This is a genomic window from Staphylococcus hsinchuensis, assembly GCF_038789205.1.
Lineage (GTDB): Bacteria > Bacillota > Bacilli > Staphylococcales > Staphylococcaceae > Staphylococcus > Staphylococcus hsinchuensis.
The window spans coordinates 246,216-262,680 of record NZ_CP128355.1; the positions used below are offsets into that span (position 1 = coordinate 246,216).

At 33.0% G+C, this 16,465-nt stretch carries 14 protein-coding genes and 1 pseudogene; 7 read left to right on the forward strand and 8 right to left on the reverse strand.

All coding sequences use genetic code 11. The features are described 5' to 3' along the window. Positions 1-174 precede the first annotated feature (174 nt). Positions 175-783 carry a DNA-3-methyladenine glycosylase gene (locus QQM35_RS01385; protein WP_251942513.1) on the forward strand — a complete coding sequence of 203 codons (609 nt, stop codon included), beginning with the start codon at positions 175-177 and terminating at the stop codon, positions 781-783. Between the two features lie 78 nt (positions 784-861). Here QQM35_RS01385 and QQM35_RS01390 read toward each other — a convergent pair whose 3' ends face one another. Continuing rightward, positions 862-2,187, reverse strand: a complete 1,326-nt coding sequence (locus QQM35_RS01390; protein ID WP_251517695.1) for a Na+/H+ antiporter NhaC family protein — start codon at positions 2,185-2,187, stop codon at positions 862-864. Between the two features lie 233 nt (positions 2,188-2,420). Between QQM35_RS01390 and gltS the strand changes: the two genes are divergently transcribed. Further along, a complete protein-coding gene (gene gltS, locus QQM35_RS01395) occupies positions 2,421-3,629 on the forward strand; it encodes a sodium/glutamate symporter (RefSeq protein WP_251517692.1) in 1,209 nt (402 codons plus the stop codon). A 193-nt stretch (positions 3,630-3,822) separates the two neighbouring features. Here gltS and fni read toward each other — a convergent pair whose 3' ends face one another. Both fni and corA read right to left on the reverse strand, forming a co-directional pair. Continuing rightward, entirely contained in the window at positions 3,823-4,866 is a 1,044-nt protein-coding gene (fni, locus tag QQM35_RS01400; protein WP_251517689.1) for a type 2 isopentenyl-diphosphate Delta-isomerase, read from the reverse strand. A 60-nt stretch (positions 4,867-4,926) separates the two neighbouring features. Next, complete coding sequence (gene corA, locus QQM35_RS01405) at positions 4,927-5,868, reverse strand: magnesium/cobalt transporter CorA (protein ID WP_251942511.1); 942 nt, start codon at positions 5,866-5,868, stop codon at positions 4,927-4,929. Positions 5,869-5,993: 125 nt separating this feature from the next. On the opposite strand from corA, the gene QQM35_RS01410 reads away from it, so the two are divergent. Both QQM35_RS01410 and QQM35_RS01415 read left to right on the forward strand, forming a co-directional pair. Beyond that, complete coding sequence (locus tag QQM35_RS01410) at positions 5,994-6,461, forward strand: thioesterase family protein (protein ID WP_251517684.1); 468 nt, start codon at positions 5,994-5,996, stop codon at positions 6,459-6,461. A gap of 17 nt (positions 6,462-6,478) precedes the next feature. Then, the gene (locus tag QQM35_RS01415; protein WP_251517681.1) at positions 6,479-6,874 is read left to right on the forward strand and encodes a hypothetical protein; all 396 of its coding nucleotides are present in this window, start codon (positions 6,479-6,481) and stop codon (positions 6,872-6,874) included. 113 nt (positions 6,875-6,987) lie between these two features. Here QQM35_RS01415 and QQM35_RS01420 read toward each other — a convergent pair whose 3' ends face one another. Further along, complete coding sequence (locus tag QQM35_RS01420) at positions 6,988-7,887, reverse strand: alpha/beta hydrolase fold domain-containing protein (protein WP_251517678.1); 900 nt, start codon at positions 7,885-7,887, stop codon at positions 6,988-6,990. Between the two features lie 261 nt (positions 7,888-8,148). Between QQM35_RS01420 and QQM35_RS01425 the strand changes: the two genes are divergently transcribed. After that, positions 8,149-8,778, forward strand: coding sequence for a hypothetical protein (locus QQM35_RS01425; RefSeq protein ID WP_251517676.1), 630 nt, complete (start codon positions 8,149-8,151; stop codon positions 8,776-8,778). 81 nt (positions 8,779-8,859) lie between these two features. Here the strand turns inward: QQM35_RS01425 and QQM35_RS01430 are convergent, their stop codons facing one another. Both QQM35_RS01430 and QQM35_RS01435 read right to left on the reverse strand, forming a co-directional pair. Then, positions 8,860-10,731, reverse strand: coding sequence for a DHA2 family efflux MFS transporter permease subunit (locus tag QQM35_RS01430; RefSeq protein WP_251517674.1), 1,872 nt, complete (start codon positions 10,729-10,731; stop codon positions 8,860-8,862). Between the two features lie 13 nt (positions 10,732-10,744). Continuing rightward, positions 10,745-11,392, reverse strand: a pseudogene (locus QQM35_RS01435) (HlyD family efflux transporter periplasmic adaptor subunit). Positions 11,393-11,518: 126 nt separating this feature from the next. Between QQM35_RS01435 and QQM35_RS01440 the strand changes: the two are divergent. Then, the gene (locus QQM35_RS01440) at positions 11,519-12,070 is read left to right on the forward strand and encodes a TetR/AcrR family transcriptional regulator (RefSeq protein WP_251517668.1); all 552 of its coding nucleotides are present in this window, start codon (positions 11,519-11,521) and stop codon (positions 12,068-12,070) included. A gap of 60 nt (positions 12,071-12,130) precedes the next feature. On the opposite strand, the gene QQM35_RS01445 is transcribed toward QQM35_RS01440, so the two are convergent. Together QQM35_RS01445 and QQM35_RS01450 are read right to left on the reverse strand one after the other, a co-directional pair. After that, positions 12,131-13,339 (reverse strand): multidrug effflux MFS transporter, encoded by a 1,209-nt coding sequence (locus tag QQM35_RS01445; protein ID WP_251517666.1) that lies wholly within the window; start codon positions 13,337-13,339, stop codon positions 12,131-12,133. A gap of 240 nt (positions 13,340-13,579) precedes the next feature. Further along, positions 13,580-14,974 (reverse strand): TcaA second domain-containing protein, encoded by a 1,395-nt coding sequence (locus QQM35_RS01450; protein WP_251517663.1) that lies wholly within the window; start codon positions 14,972-14,974, stop codon positions 13,580-13,582. A gap of 364 nt (positions 14,975-15,338) precedes the next feature. Here QQM35_RS01450 and QQM35_RS01455 point away from each other — a divergent pair, with 364 nt between their 5' ends. Beyond that, a complete protein-coding gene (locus QQM35_RS01455; RefSeq protein WP_251517660.1) occupies positions 15,339-16,289 on the forward strand; it encodes a YdcF family protein in 951 nt (316 codons plus the stop codon). Positions 16,290-16,465 lie beyond the last annotated feature (176 nt).

Genomic DNA, 16,465 nt, shown 5'->3' on the forward strand with positions numbered 1-16,465 from the left:
TGTACAATTAACAAATTTATGTATATTTAGGGTATATGTATTTATTGATACATAGTACTTATCTAATACATTTATAGTTTAACAAAACTAGTTATAAAAAGTAATATTATTTTTCAAAAATATTTAAAGTACCAACTTTATCTTAAAATTACACTTAGCGATGGAGGCATAATAATGGATTTTTTAACAAGAGATACGTGTTCAATTGCAAAAGATTTATTAGGCGTTCGCGTGATATTCCAAGATGATATACATACCTATACAGGTTATATCGTTGAAACCGAAGCCTATCTCGGGTTTAAAGACAGAGCCGCACATGGATATAATGGCAAACAAACACCTAAAGTTCGCTCATTGTATAAATCAGGTGGTACAATTTACGGACATGTTATGCACACACATTTACTAATCAACTTTGTAACTCAAGCAGAAGGTGTACCAGAAGGAGTGCTCATCAGAGCAGTAGAACCTGAGGATAACATTGAAACGATGCAATTAAACAGAGGTAAGAGGGGTTACGAATTAACCAATGGCCCCGGTAAATGGACGAAAGCATTTAATATACCAAGACACCTCGATGGCTCTAGATTGAATGAAGGACGTCTCAAGATTGATACAAAGCGTCGAAAATTTCCACGTCATATTGACGAAAGTGCACGTGTTGGCATTCCTAATAAAGGCGAATGGACCCATACACCCTTACGCTACACCGTACATGGTAATCCCTACGTTTCAAAAATGCGTAAATCAGACATGCAGTTACCAGAAGAAACATGGCGATAAAAAAGAAGCAGAGACATGCATCTATGTCCCTGCTTCTTTTTATTTAAATACTAAAAATTTTAATTTTCTTTAAAATTCCTACTTAGTCTTCTTTGGTCTATCTAATAATCCGAACTGAATTGTAATTACCGTACATAATATAAATATGACAGGATAGATTGAATATTGTAGCACATCTAAATAAGACACATGGCCGTATTTTTCTGCCATTAACATCCCACTATCGTGTGGTAAGACCATTAACGCACAACACGCGAATATATCGAGTAAGCTTGCCATGCGTTTAGGTGGAACTTTGTATTCATCGCCGATTTCTTTAGCGATCGGTGCTGAAATAATAATTGCTAACGTATTATGAGAAAGCGCTGCCGCTAAGATACCTGACATTAGACTGATTACATATTCCGCACTTTTACGACCTTTAGCTTTTTCTTTCATCGTCTTGATAATCCAATCGATACCACCATAATATCTAATCAACGCGACTAATCCTGATACTAGGAAAGCGACTAAAAAGATTAAGAACATACTTTCCATGCCGTCTCCGATAGATTTCGTAAAATCAAACACTCCAAATTTGCCTTGCACGATACCAAGTAATCCTGCCATGATAATTCCAATAATTAATACGAGGACAACATCTAAACCTGCAATTGCTGCAACTAAGACGAATATATAAGGTAATATATTTAAAAAGTTAAAACTTAAATCACCTTTTACATGACCTGTGCCACCTATAATTGCGTAAAATATCGCTGTGATAATTGCTGCAGGTACTGCTATTAAGACGTTCATTCTAAATTTATCTTTCATTTTTGCACCGACACCGTTTGTAGCAGCAATCGTAGTATCTGAAATAATTGATAAATTGTCACCGAAATAAGCACCAGCTATAACTGCCGCACCGGCAGCAGCAACACTCAAATCAGCTGCTTGCGCAACGGCGACACCTACTGGTATAAAGGCTGCTTGTGCGCCTGTGGATGTACCTAATGTTAATGCTGCAAATCCACTCATAATGAATATACCAGGGATTAATAAACTCGGTGGTATAACAGATAATCCCATATTGACCATCGCTGTTTTACCGCCCATTTCAGACGTAACTGTTGAAAATGCACCGGCAAGTAATAAGATCAACCCTAAATTTACAATACTTGAGTTACCTGCGTTTTCTGTAAAGATTTGTACCTTTTTTGCGAATGACGTTTTGCGATCATAACATGTCCATGCTATAACAATCCCTATAAATACTGCAACATGACGTGGTAGCTGATTAAATGCATCTTCTTTGCCCATTATTGTAAAGGTAATCCCTACCCCTATATATAATAGTAAAAAGATGACGAGCGGCAATAACGCCAAAGCACCATACTGCTTTTGACTTCTTAATGAATCAGACATATTTTTACTCCTTATTTCCTATTATTTCACTATGATATATATTATATCAAAAATCGCTTTTCGTCATTAAAAATGTTTAGTGATTTATATAATTATTATATTTTTTCCTAGCATCTATAGTTTTTTTTATGTATAATAGCTATCGTGGGTTTTTGTAAACGTTTTCTTAGATATATATTTTAACGGTCAATTTAACCTTTGTTTGAAGCTATATTTTAATAAGGGGGAAGAATATGTTAAAACTAGATGCTATTACAACGTTAGCGTTAGCAAGTGTCTTATATTTACTTGGTACATATATTGCAAATAACGTCTCTATTTTACGTCGCTTATGTATTCCAGCACCTGTTATAGGCGGATTACTATTTTCTATACTTGTAGCGATTTTAGAATCATTAAACATAATTACAATCAAATTGGACTCGGAGTTTATTCAGAATTTCTTTATGATGGCCTTTTTCACTACAATAGGTCTCGGCGCTTCACTTAAATTATTAAAATTAGGTGGAAAGGTATTAATTTTATATTTTGTCTTTTGTGGCTTACTTGCCATCTGTCAGAATATCATTGGTGTTTCTCTAGCTAAAGTATTAAATATACCTCCTTTACTAGGTATGACTGCTGGTTCAATGTCAATGGAAGGTGGACACGGAAACGCTGCTGCTTACGGTAAGACATTACAAGAAATGGGTGTGGATTCAGCTTTAACTGCAGCATTAGCGGCAGCTACACTCGGACTCGTGGCTGGCGGTTTAATTGGTGGCCCTGTCGTGAAATACTTGATTAAGAAATACAATTTAAAGCCAGAAGATATTCATGCTACTACGACAGACTACGGTAAAGTCGACGGTAATAAACATTTACATAATCGTATGAAACCAACTACTGTATTTATTATACAATTCACAATTATTGTAGTATGTATGGCGATTGGTTCATACATAGGAAACACTTTCTCTGATTTAACTGGCCAAAACATTCCAATCTATGTTGGTGCGATGTTTGTAGCAGTTATAATTAGAAATATTTCAGAATATGGTAATTTAAATCTTATCGATATGAAAATCGTGGATAATATTAGCGATGTTTCTCTCGGATTGTTCTTGTCAATCGCACTGATGAACATTAAGTTAACAGAAGTGTACCAACTCGCTATTCCACTTATTATTATCGTATTAGTACAAGTTATCTTTATCGTCTTATTTTCTGTCTTTGTTGTATTCCGTGGTCTCGGTAAAAACTATGACGCTGCCGTAATGATCGGCGGTTTCTTAGGACACGGTTTAGGTGCAACGCCTAATGCGATGGCAAACTTAGATGTTATTACTAAAAAGTTCGGTGCATCACCTAAAGCATATCTCGTTGTACCAATCGTAGGTGCATTTTTAATAGATTTACTTGGTGTACCTATCGTGATGACATTTATAAATTTATTTAAATAAATACGGAGTAAACAAATATAAAAAGAGTCTGAGACAAAAATAAGTGTCTCAGACTCTTTATCAATGTGGCAGTAGATGTCTGAATTGAAAATACGCTTAGAACAAGCTTTTTTCAATCCTAGTCATCCTTGCCGGGGTGGGACTACGAAATTTCTATTAGAAAATTCGATTTCTGTCCCGCTCCCTTTTTAAGTTATCTAATATCTAAACCGCGTTGTTCAATCCAAGATAACAATTTATTACTATATATAATTTGGCTATGTTTTAAAGTATCTATATTTTGTGCATCAAGCATTGTCATAATCTTTTTCATATGTTCAGTAAATTGCTCTGCATATTCTATAGTTGCGTCAATACCATTAGATTCTACTTGGTTTAAGAACGGTCTTGACATACCTACAGCACTCGCACCTAAAGCGAGACATTTGATTGCATCTAATGGTGTACGCACACCACCACTTGCCAATATATTCATATCATTTTGATATGATGTACTTTCTAATAGCGACTCAACTGTAGATTGTCCCCACATACTTAAATAGTCCATATCTTTGTGTTCGCGACGCGCATTTTCAATATGAACAAAGTTCGTACCTCCACGACCACTTACATCTACGTAATGAATACCTATTTCATTTAATTGTTTAATCGTCTCTTTGCTCATCCCGAAACCAACTTCTTTAACAATGACAGGGACGTCAACACGAGCAACAATTTGTGATAAATTATCAATCCATGTAGAAAATATTCTATTCCCTTCTGGCATAACTAGCTCTTGCGGTGCATTCACGTGTACTTGTAAAGCTTGAGCATCAAGTAATTTCACTGATTCAATCGCTTTATCTACTGGTACATCAGCACCTACGTTACTAAAAATAATACCTTCTGGATTCACATCTCTTACCACGCTAAATGAAGATGCCATATCAGGGTTTCGTAGTGCGGCATGAGTTGACCCCACAGCCATAGCCATGTTCGTCTCTTTTGCTACTTTAGCAAGTTTCTCATTGATTTGTTTCGTCCAGTCACTTCCGCCTGTCATCGCATTGATGTAAAGTGGTTGCTGTAATGTGAAGTCTTTTAATTCACTTTCCAATGATACGTCTTTCACATCAATGTTTGGGATAGAATGATGAACAAAACGCATTCCATCAAAATCAGAAATATTGGCATCTTCTTGAGCCATAGCTATTTCAACGTGTTCATTTTTTCGCTGTTCTCTTTTTAAATCACTCATGTCGTCTCCTACCTTTAATCTTTATTCTAGCTTTTTTAAATAGTCATTTTTTCAATTATATTAAAACCACTTCTTCTTTTTGAAATACACAATACAACTTATGCTAATCAATAACATGACAGCAAGTACGATAAAGTAACCGTAGTGCCATTTTAATTCTGGCATATTCTCAAAGTTCATACCATAAATACCACTGATTAAAGTTAATGGTAAGAATATAACCGATACTAACGTAAGCACTTGCATAACGCGATTCATTTTAAAAGAAGTGTAAGATAAATTGTTATCTCTAATTTCATTTGTCATTTCTTGAGATTGCTTTAATATGTGAATTTGTTTAATTAAATGATCTTCTATATGTTGAATATACAGATGATTTTTATCATCTACAAGTAATTTAGGGCTCTCTTTCAAATCATCAACCAATTCATGCATCGGATAGATAAGTCGTTGGAGTTTAATAATCTTTGAACGTAATCGATATACCTTATCCATAAAGGATGGGTTCGCGCTATCTTCTATATGATGATCCTCAAACTCAAATACGCGATCCTCTACTTCATGAACCTTATCAAAATATTGATCCACTAATTGATCTAAAAGAAATAAAACGATATCTATTACCTTTAAATCATTATATTTCTGTATGATGTATTCAATTTGTTGTTCAATATCAAATTCATGATGGTGATATGTAATTAATGTATTGTCATGGATAAAAATATTCAAGGCCTTTATGGAATAATTAGGTTGATTCAAATCATGAAACACCATATATTGATATGTATCATACGCTTTAAATTTTGCTCTCGGCGTCCCATTTACTGTATCATCAATTTCTAGTTTATTAAAGTTAAAATCCGTTAATAACATGTGACTTTCTGATTCAGTAGGATCATCAAAGTCATACCATATGAATGACGCATTTTCAGGTATGTCATCAACATGATTCACTGAAGCTAAAGTATTTTGTTCAGTTTTATACTTTATCATGACAGTCATTACAATCACCTCAAATCGTTTACTTTATTTTATCACGAATCGGGAAATATGTATGATGATTACTTAATAAGTTATCCGAATGTTATTTAATATTTTCAAATTCTTAACAGAAAGGAGATTGCACTATGTCTAAAAATTTCAAACTAACACAAACAGTTACGGAAGATATGATTGATCACAATGGTCATGTGCATGATGCAAATTATAATATTTTATTCAGTAAAGCTATAAATGAATTTAATTACGAAAATGGATTATCCCTCGAGGAAAGAGAACAGTTAAAATACACGATGTTTACTGTTGAAGAACATACAAGTTATTTAGCGGAATTACTAAAAAATGAGGCCTTCGAAATAAATGTTTATATTTATAATTATGATGAGAAACGCGTTCACTTTTTCAATATAATGACTAAACCGGACGGCACAACTGTAGCAACGAACGAAGTTATGATGTTAGGCATAAGTAGAGAGACACGTAAAACTGCACCGTTTCCTGAACAATATGCCAAACAAATTCAGCAGTACTATAAAGAACAACCACAAATTGACTGGCCGAAGCAACTCGGTCATCGTATAGATATTCCGAAATGAGACGGAGGACGTTAATCATGACACAATCTAAAAAAGATGCGATTCATTCTCAACTTTATGACATATACGATGAAATTAAAGCTCAGCTGACAGAACTAAATCAAGAGAAAGCACTCGTCATAAATGGTCCAGATACAAAACTCATCAAACGTGGAATTGAAATAAGTTACCTCCAAGGTCAGAAACGAGCAACAGACCACATCTTTAATTTAATAGAGCAACATCCAGACGAAAGTGAATTTTTATCGAGTTATAAATCAACTGAACAAATGGTTAAAGAACAATTAGATAGTAACAAAAAATACTTTTCTAATATGTCTGAACCAAATGATGATTTTGAACAAGTTATATCAAAGTACTATCATGCTTTAGGGCAACAATTCGTTTTTGAACAAATGAATAAGACCAATTAAAAAACAAGGCGGGACAAATTGTGCGGTTAAACCAACTGTTTAAAACACTCATTGTGTCCTGCCTTGTTAAGTATTTTCGCCTTCTTTTAGCATACGCATTAAGGCGTCGTGTTCTATTGATTAATCGTATTTACAATTTGTTTCACTACTTTATGAGATTCTCTGATTGGTAATAGTGCAAAAGCATTCACCATTTTTGGATATTCAAAATAATGAACCGGTTGTTGTTCAGATTTTAAGATTTGTTCTAACTTAACCATATCAGGATTGTAAATTTCTCTTGTACCTCCAAACATAAACACTGGAGGCAGTCCGATTAAATTGCCATTTATAGGGGAAATGCGCGCATCATCCAATGGTACGTCGCCAGCCCATTGTTGGAGTATCTTTTTAAGTCCATCCTTTTTGACGATGACATCTTTATCTTCTAATTGTGACGTAATTTCATTATTATCTAATTGTGCATCTAACATTGGTGAAATTAAATAAACTTTATTAGGTAGTGGCTGATTATTTGCTTGTAATTGCTGCACAAAGCTCAGTGCCAATGCGCCACCAGTACCATCACCCATTATCACTATATCCTGTGCTTGTACTTCAGATAATAGTTGCTCATAAACTTTTAATACGGCTTGATATGTGTCTTCTAAATGAAATGACGGTGTCTTAGGATAAATAGGCATCACCACTTCATACAAAGTACTTAAGGCAAGCTTATCCATAAATCGCCAATGGAATGCTGATGGCTGAAATATGTTATACCCACCATGAATATATAATATTTTTTTCTCGTGACTATGTCTAAATCTAAATCTAAATAATTGCATATCACCTAGAGCATCTTTATCTAAATCTGATTTAACATTAAGCGTTTCAGGTTTTTTATGCTTTTTTGCATTTACACTTTCTCTTTTAGTTAAAAATTTTTCAAAATGCTGTTCATCCTTAAACAGTATTGATCTTTGTGGTAATAAATATTTGTTAATAAATTTCGTTGCTAACTTTGATTTCATCTATTATCAATCCTATCTAAGTAATATTAAGTAGCCCCTTATGATTAACGGTAACATGTAATTCTTTAAATATGATGAGGAAATGTATATCATGACAATTAGAAACTCGTATAATATAATGAGAATAATAAAAAGATCACTAGTTTGAAAACCACATTCGTACTTTATTTAAAATAAATCACTTGTTACATATTATAACAAATTCATTTTAAATATTCTAAAATAATTCAATAGTGACCACTTGTTAGAAAGGAGCATGTTATGTCTCAAAAACAACACCTCAGGGATTTCGAACATACTTTGACACATGAACCCTTGCATAGAGTTATGTCACGAGGAAAGAAGAAAAGATCATGGATTAGTTTAATTATCCAATTTATCGTACTGATATTAGTGACCATTTCCGTTTACAGTATGTTTAAAGATCCTATCTTTAAATTAGTCTTTGTCGATAAAACGATTAACTTTCACCAATTGACGGATTTCCAAAATACTATGAATGATATTGGCAATTTGAACTTAAACATTCAAAATATCGATAATCTCCAACAAGTCATTGACCAATTAATTATTGTATTTTACGCCTTCTTTATTGCAGGTATTATCAGTATTATTTTAACTATTTTGACAATGCTATTTAATAGAACTGCATTAAAGATTTTAAACTTTTTCATTATAGCAATCATGTTCGTCATCACATTCGGTTTTTCTTATTTAATAAACAATATTGCAAACAGAATCGCTGATAAAATAAATGAATTTTCATTATCTGTTAAACCTGATCAGATTGTTACACAATCCAATGCGATTCACAATGCATTTATTTTATTAATTTGTGCCCTGGCACTGTTGTTTATTAGTTTGTTCTTTAGAAACCGTAGCGTACATTAATTTGAAATATGTGTTTATTTAAATGAATACAAAAAAAGACCCAAGTGCTAATTATCGCACTTGGGCTTTTTTATGCTATCGTTATTTTTCTTTAGAAATATAATGTTCTTTTCCTTTGAGGAAGATACTGAGAATAAATGCTAAACCACTTAATCCAGTAGCAACGATAAATGCACTATTAACACCATTGATAGAAGCAAGTTTTTGTACAAATTGTAGAATTTGTTGTGTGGCCATTTGTTCGCCACCCATTGCCTGAGCCATTTCTTGTAGTCTATCTTTAATAAATGGACTCGTTTTATCTAAATCTTGTGCATATGTTGCAGCGTGCTTTGTAGTTTGGGTAGACATCACTGTAACTAATAATGCTGTACCGATTGAACCTGCAAGTTGTCTTAACGTATTAGATAACGCATTGCCATGAGGGATTAAACGTTGAGGTAATGCGTTCATACCTGCAGTCATTATTGGCATCATAATAAAACTCATACCAAATGAACGAATAATATAAATTAACATTAAATGTCCATATGTGGTATTCATATTTAACTTCGTTAATTCCCATGTCGCAAAGGTCATAATACCTGTACCGATTAAAGCTAATGGTTTGATACCAATCTTATCTAATAAACGACCTGCAATCGGACCGATTACACCCATGATTAATGCACCTGGAAGCAGTAGAAGTCCTGATTGAATTGCCGTAAATCCTCTCATATTTTGTAAATATAGTGGCAATAAGATCATACCACCGAATAAACTCATCGTTACAATCATATTGATGACTGTCGTAAGTGTGAAGCCTGAGTATTTTAACACTTCCATATTTAACATTGGTACACGCATTGTCATTTCACGTACAACAAATAAGACTATGAAGATGATACCAATGATAAGTGAAATAAGAACAATTGGTGATGTCCACGTATTATTCCCCGCTTCACTAAATCCATATAACAGTGCACCAAAACCAATGGTACTACAAATAATTCCAGGAATATCAGCTTTAGGATTTGAAGTAACTTGGTATACTTTGAACCATACATAAGAAATGAGTAACGAAACTAATCCAATAATAAACATACCGTAGAACATCACGTTCCAGTGGTAATTTTCAACGATATAACCTGATAACGTCGGGCCAATTGCGGGGGCTAAAATCATCGCAATACCGAGTGTACCCATAGCAGCACCACGTTTTTCAGGTGGGAATATCGTCATAAACACGTTTGTTCCTAATGGCATTAAGACGCCGGCACCGATCGCTTGTAACACACGACCAGCCATCATCATTGTAAATGAACCGGATAAACCACAGACGAGAGAACCTAACGTGAATAAAGACATTGAAACTAAGAATAATTTTCTATAAGAATACTTATTAAACAAGAATGCACTGACCGGGATTAAGATTCCGTTCACTAGCATGAAACCTGTCATCAACCATTGACCTGTATTAGAAGAAATATTGAAGTCAGTGTTTATTTTTGGTAAGGCAACGTTTAATAGCGTTTGGTTTAAAATCGCAATAAACATACCAAATATCATTGCTATTAATATTTTAGTTTGAGATGTCCCTTTACCAAACATAAATGAACTATGTTTATTTTTAAGCTTCTCGTTTACAATTGCTTCATCTGATTGAGGATTGATTTTTTCATGATCTTTATCTTCAGTATTACTATCGTTTACTTCTTGAGTTGTGTCGTTTTTACTTTGTGTTGATTGTGTATCGTTGTGACGTGCATTGCTTTCAACATCTTCAGATTGTTTTTCTTGATCTCGCACATTAAATTTAGATTGATAACTTTCATTTGAAGTATTGTGATTAGATGTTGATTGTTCCATCGTTTGTTTTGATTTCTTTTTTCTTCCTTTAACAAAGAATAAGTTAATCAAACCAACTAGAATGAGCGCTATAATTACGTAAATCACTATGAAGGCCGCTGACATTTAAAGACCCCCCTTAATTTTTATGAATTTTAACTTCAGCGTTCATTCCTGGAACAACATTTTCAGATGGTTTAGAATCAAGTGAAATCTTAACTGGAATCACTTGTGAAACTTTTGTATAATTGCCATCGCTATTAGATGAAGGCATTAATGAGAAACTAGAAGCTGTTGCTTTTCAAACGCTTTCTACTGTACCTTTAATGTTTGAATCTTCACCATCTAATTTGATATCTACATCTTTACCTTCTTCTACATCTTTAATATCTTTTTCATCAACATTTGCTGTGATGTAAGAATCATCTAAATTATACGCATATGCAATCGGTGTACCTGCTTGAGCCATAGATCCTTTTGTGCTATCCGTTTTCACGATTGTACCATCTTGTGGCATTTTAATATCCATATTTTGAGATTGGCCGTTATCACCTTTAGCTGCGATTTCAGCGACTTTGTCACCTTTATCTAATTTGTCATTTTCTTTAACATCTAAAGATTTGACCTCACCATTTGCTGGGGCAGAAATTTTGATTTGTTTGCCATCTACTTTGGCATTGTCAGTACTGACGAAACTTGTAGCTTGGTTATAAAAATGGAAACCAACTACGCCTATGATTACAAGAACTACAATGGTAATGATATTTATTAAAACCATTTTTTTCATTCCACTTACCTCCTATTTGCTTTTATAAGTCACCTTATTTATTATAAGAACGTAGATATGAAAAAAACACCAACACTTGCATCAAATGTGTTGACCTATCTAAAACATGACTGGTGAGGAGAATATATGAAATCAACCGCAAAACGTAAGATTATTCAAAATATGATTTTATTATTAAAGGAATATCCTTTTGAGGAAATAACAATAAAAATGTTATGTGCTTATAGTGGTGTAAACAGAACTACTTTTTATAAATATTTTGAAGATAAATACGACCTCATTTCAAAAATTCAAGCCCACCATTTACAAAAATATTTAAAATTATTAGATGCACTCAATAACAGTTTAAAAAACAAAACAAACAGGAATATCAAAGTATATAAATTTTTCAAAATATTATTAACGTACGTACGTCGACATTATACTTTCTTTCATGCAATCATTGTAGTTCATCCTAACCGTTCGTTAATTAAAGATTATATTAAAAATACGAAACAAGTATATCAACAAATGTTAAAAAACTATTCGTCGATAGAACATCAAAAACAAATGGTCACTTATATCGTCGGAGGTGAAATTGGAGTTATATACTTTTGGATTTACAAAGGTTGTCAAGAAACCCCTGAAGAGCTAGCAAAAATTTTGCTTGAGAATGTGCTAAGAGTAAGAAGACAATGACACAATTAAGATAGAAAAGCGACCAATCTACATTTGCTTAGATTGATCGCTTTTTACTATTTAAATATTACTTTTTCGGAATACAATATAATTTAAAGTTTGTAATACGATTAAACATATGCCTGCCACAATAATAATAACTACATATGGTATGATATTTTGTTCCCCCATTAAACCTACGAGTGATGAAGCAACTCCGCCAAGTAATGATTGTATTAATCCAAGTAAACTTGAGGCACTTCCATTACCGACAGTACTTTCATCCATAGCAATTGAAAAAGCCAACGTTGAAACACCCGTCACAGGAGCAACTAACAATATAAAACCTGCAATTAACACCACTATGGGTAAGTGCGCAGTAAGTGTAGTGACTACACAAACTACCCCTATAATTTGTATGGCAGTTAAAGTGCGTAATAAATATTGACGTTCGATATAATTGACTAACTTACCTGTAAGTTGACTTGAAATAATCAGGGTAATTCCTATCCCCGCAAACATATAACTGAATTGTTGTGCAGTCAAACTGTATACGCGTTGAGTAATAAAGGGTGAGGCAGAAATATAGCTAAATAGCATTACGAACGTAACGCCTTGAATCAGCATCGGTAATACAAAGTGGGCGCTTCGTAATAAAGTTAGAAAGTTTCTAAAAATTATCAGGATTTGAGGTGGTTCTCGATGTTCAGAAGTCAATGTTTCATTTACTTTAATTGTTGAGCCTACGAGCATCAATATGCCAAACACAGTTAATACGATAAAGACCATTCGCCAGTTAGCATATGTAATAATACCTCCTCCAATAGTGGGAGCAATGATTGGCGCAATGCCATTGACTAACATTAGTAATGCTAGAAACTGTGTTAACTGCTTCCCGCTATACAAATCGCTCGCAATCGCTCTAGAAATCACAGCACCTGCACCGCCACATAATCCTTGAACAAAACGCAAGGCTAACATAAATTCAATACTATTCGTGAAACATATTCCGATACTCGCTAATGTAAATAATCCCATTGCGAATATGAGTGGTTTCTTTCTTCCCAACGCATCAGATATCGGCCCTACGAATAGATTTCCTAACGCAAGTCCTATCAAGAACATCGAAACTGCCATCTGTGCATGTGTCGTTGTTGTATTAAAGTCACTTTGTATTTGAGGCAAACCTGGTAAAAACATATCTATAGACAGAGCACCAATTGCAGTTAAAGCACCTAATATAATTGTAAATAATGTTGATTGTTTATTGGTCGTTTCTTTTTCAGTCATTGAAGACCTCCTGTTCCAATCATCTATATTAAAATATAGTTTAACTATAAAAATGATATAAACTATTATAGCTTGAAAGTGCATAATATTGAACAATCCATATATTATTTATACTATTTAAATTTTAGAGAAAAAAGGCGTGGGACAGAAATCGAATTTTCTAAAAGAGATTTCGTGCTCCCTCTTAATAGACAAAAAATCTGAGACATTTATTTATGTCTCAGATTCAAACAATTAACTTTACTCATCGTATTTAACTAACTTTAAATCATTCGCTTTATTTGTACCTTCTAATTGATAGTCAGATTTTTCATATTCCCCGTTATCTTTCAATGATGTTGCTGTGACATAGAATTGTTTACCTTTTTTCACAACATCAGTAATCTGAGGCTGGTTGAGTTTTAACTTATCATCAGAATCGACCGACTTTTTAATCGATTTATATGAATCAGAGTCTTTCTTTAACAATGGAGATACTAAAGCAAATTCACCTTTATTATCCGCCTTATTGTGGGCTGACGTGAATTTTGTTAGAAACTTAGAGATTTTATCGCTAAAACTACTCGATTCCTTCTCTTTTTTCTTCACATACTTATTAATTTCATCATCATCAAACTCTACTGATACTTGGGTATCTTCTTTTAAGTTATCTGGGATGACTGTCGTCTTTGCAGATTTAAATGTTTTCTTTTTAGCTTTCCCTTCTGCTGAAACTGTTAGTGATTTTGTTTGTGGGAATGGACCTATAGATTGACCTTTTTTATAGTTAAATGTTTTATCGTTTATCTTAACCTTAACTGATTTCTTATCTATATTCTTCGCCCCGTTTAAATCTACATTGATATAAGCTTCATTAAAATCTTCGTTAACATTAACAGTGCCACTATCACTATCTCTAAAATCAAATTTCAACTGACCGATAAACTGACCATTAGACATTTTCTTTTTCGCATCCAATATATATTCACCTGGAATAAATTTACCTAATGATGTTTTTTGATTTTTTTCAGCAATAACTTTTTTCTGTTTACCATCTGACTTGAATAAATAAGTTGTTTTATATTTAGGTTTAACAACTGCTTCTTTTGTCGGAGCTGTAAAATTCATGTTATCGAAGAATAAGTAACGCGTTCCATTTTTAGTTATTTTTAAAACACTATCACCATTGTTAGCCAAAATATTTGAAGAAACTTTATTATCGCTCTCATTTAAATTTTTTATTTTACTTTTCACTTCTGTCGAAAATCGTTTTAGCCCAACTTCTTTCTTAATATACTTTATGTATTGAGCCGCTTCAGTATCGTCGACATTATTTTCTTTCGTACTCAATAACGTAGAAAGCTTTTGTGTATCATTATTTTCTACCGCATTAAGTAATATTTTTGACTGAGCATCTGGAGAATTAAAATTACGTAATAAAAAGAAGATGATAATCAGTAAAATAATAATAAAACCTGCTATACCCCAAGGGATGATCTTTTGCGCTTTCGTAAGTGTTGTCTTGTTGCCTGACTTTTCTTCAGACTTGTCATTGTTTTTATTAGTACGTTTACCATACAACTGGAATCCACAATGTGGGCATTGATGTTTGCTGTCTTCTACATCACGTTTACAATTAGGACATTGTCGCATCATTATCACCTCTTCTTTATATTCTTTACGTTAGTTTAAATGAATAGATACTCGACCTATATTAACGATTTCCTCATCCAAAATCAATGTCTCACCTTATTCGATTTATGCTACGAAGCCATGAAAGTGTATTTTATACTATCTCTATTATTATATCTGTTTTAATATGTGATTGATATACATATTTAGTCTAATTTAATTCAAAAACGCTGTGCGTTATTCTGCCATGTACTACTGTTTATTTCACATCATATGACTAGGAAGACATTGTTGAATACTTCACAAATATTAAAACCGATATATTCAGTTGCTTAATTCTGTTGATTCAACTACATTTAATATACAGATAAATAACTTGAGGTGAACCATGAATATCTTTACGCTTGTTTGTAGTTTAATTATAGGAATCTATTTAATTGGGCTGTTTTTTAACTTTAAAATTTTAACACATATCAATATCTATTTTAGTATGATTTCGCTCGGATACATCGTCATTCTCGTACATATCATAAATCAGACTTGGCCTATCGATTCCATTATACTCATTATTATCGGCTGTTTATTACTACTATTTAAACACAGAGTATTCTTTCGAAATAAACAGAGTTTACAATTTTTAAAGCGACTATTTCCAATTATTTATAAAATCGCTTTACTCACTTGCATTTTAGTATACATCTCTCAGCTACCCATCGTTAGTGCAATCGCTTTATGGCTCGCATCAATTGCACTCAGTGCATTATTTACCTTTATTATTTATGTATCAAATATCTCAAGTTATCAATATAAGCATATCAACGAAGATTATAAATATATACTAGTCCTTGGGGCTGGTATCTTTAATGAACAAGTCCCTCCTATGTTAGCAAATCGCTTAGATCAAGCATTAAATGTTTATAAATTAAATCCTCAATCACATTTCATAGTAAGCGGTGGCAAAGGAGAAGACGAACCTATATCAGAAGCATTAGCAATGCAACGTTATTTACATCAACAAGGTGTGCCAAACAATAGGATTATCATGGAAAACCAATCAACTAACACGTATGAAAATATTAAATTCACTAAAAGAATTATATCAGAAAGGGAAACAAAATCAGCTGATATTATATGTGTGACAAGTCAATTTCATATCATGCGCGCATTACGTTTAGGTCAAAAATTAAAGCTGAAATTCCATGGTTTAGGAAGTCATACGCCTTATCATTTTTTAGAATATGCAATGATACGTGACTTTTTAGCCCTTATGTTCCAATATAAACGGTTATTAACTGTGTATTTTGCTTTATTATTTTTTGCTACTGTTTATATAAAATGAATATTACCATTTTTCTATTAAAGTGCCTTATTGTGCTTTCTATATATACAAGCATGTATAGCACATAAATTTTTATATACAATAAGACACTTTTTTACAATTCAATCAAAGTAAAAGGCAATTTCTATATTATTTCAATAGAAATTGCCTTTTTCAACCATTATAGTACTTAATAA

Excerpts from the sequence above, each read along its gene's own strand:
- QQM35_RS01385 (WP_251942513.1), top strand. The coding sequence starts at position 175 with ATGGATTTTTTAACAAGAGATACGTGTTCAATTGCAAAAGATTTATTA.
- QQM35_RS01390 (WP_251517695.1), bottom strand. The coding sequence starts at position 2,187 with ATGTCTGATTCATTAAGAAGTCAAAAGCAGTATGGTGCTTTGGCGTTA.
- gltS (WP_251517692.1), top strand. The coding sequence starts at position 2,421 with ATGTTAAAACTAGATGCTATTACAACGTTAGCGTTAGCAAGTGTCTTA.
- fni (WP_251517689.1), bottom strand. The coding sequence starts at position 4,866 with ATGAGTGATTTAAAAAGAGAACAGCGAAAAAATGAACACGTTGAAATA.
- corA (WP_251942511.1), bottom strand. The coding sequence starts at position 5,868 with ATGACTGTCATGATAAAGTATAAAACTGAACAAAATACTTTAGCTTCA.
- QQM35_RS01410 (WP_251517684.1), top strand. The coding sequence starts at position 5,994 with ATGTCTAAAAATTTCAAACTAACACAAACAGTTACGGAAGATATGATT.
- QQM35_RS01415 (WP_251517681.1), top strand. The coding sequence starts at position 6,479 with ATGACACAATCTAAAAAAGATGCGATTCATTCTCAACTTTATGACATA.
- QQM35_RS01420 (WP_251517678.1), bottom strand. The coding sequence starts at position 7,887 with ATGAAATCAAAGTTAGCAACGAAATTTATTAACAAATATTTATTACCA.
- QQM35_RS01425 (WP_251517676.1), top strand. The coding sequence starts at position 8,149 with ATGTCTCAAAAACAACACCTCAGGGATTTCGAACATACTTTGACACAT.
- QQM35_RS01430 (WP_251517674.1), bottom strand. The coding sequence starts at position 10,731 with ATGTCAGCGGCCTTCATAGTGATTTACGTAATTATAGCGCTCATTCTA.
- QQM35_RS01440 (WP_251517668.1), top strand. The coding sequence starts at position 11,519 with ATGAAATCAACCGCAAAACGTAAGATTATTCAAAATATGATTTTATTA.
- QQM35_RS01445 (WP_251517666.1), bottom strand. The coding sequence starts at position 13,339 with ATGACTGAAAAAGAAACGACCAATAAACAATCAACATTATTTACAATT.
- QQM35_RS01450 (WP_251517663.1), bottom strand. The coding sequence starts at position 14,974 with ATGATGCGACAATGTCCTAATTGTAAACGTGATGTAGAAGACAGCAAA.
- QQM35_RS01455 (WP_251517660.1), top strand. The coding sequence starts at position 15,339 with ATGAATATCTTTACGCTTGTTTGTAGTTTAATTATAGGAATCTATTTA.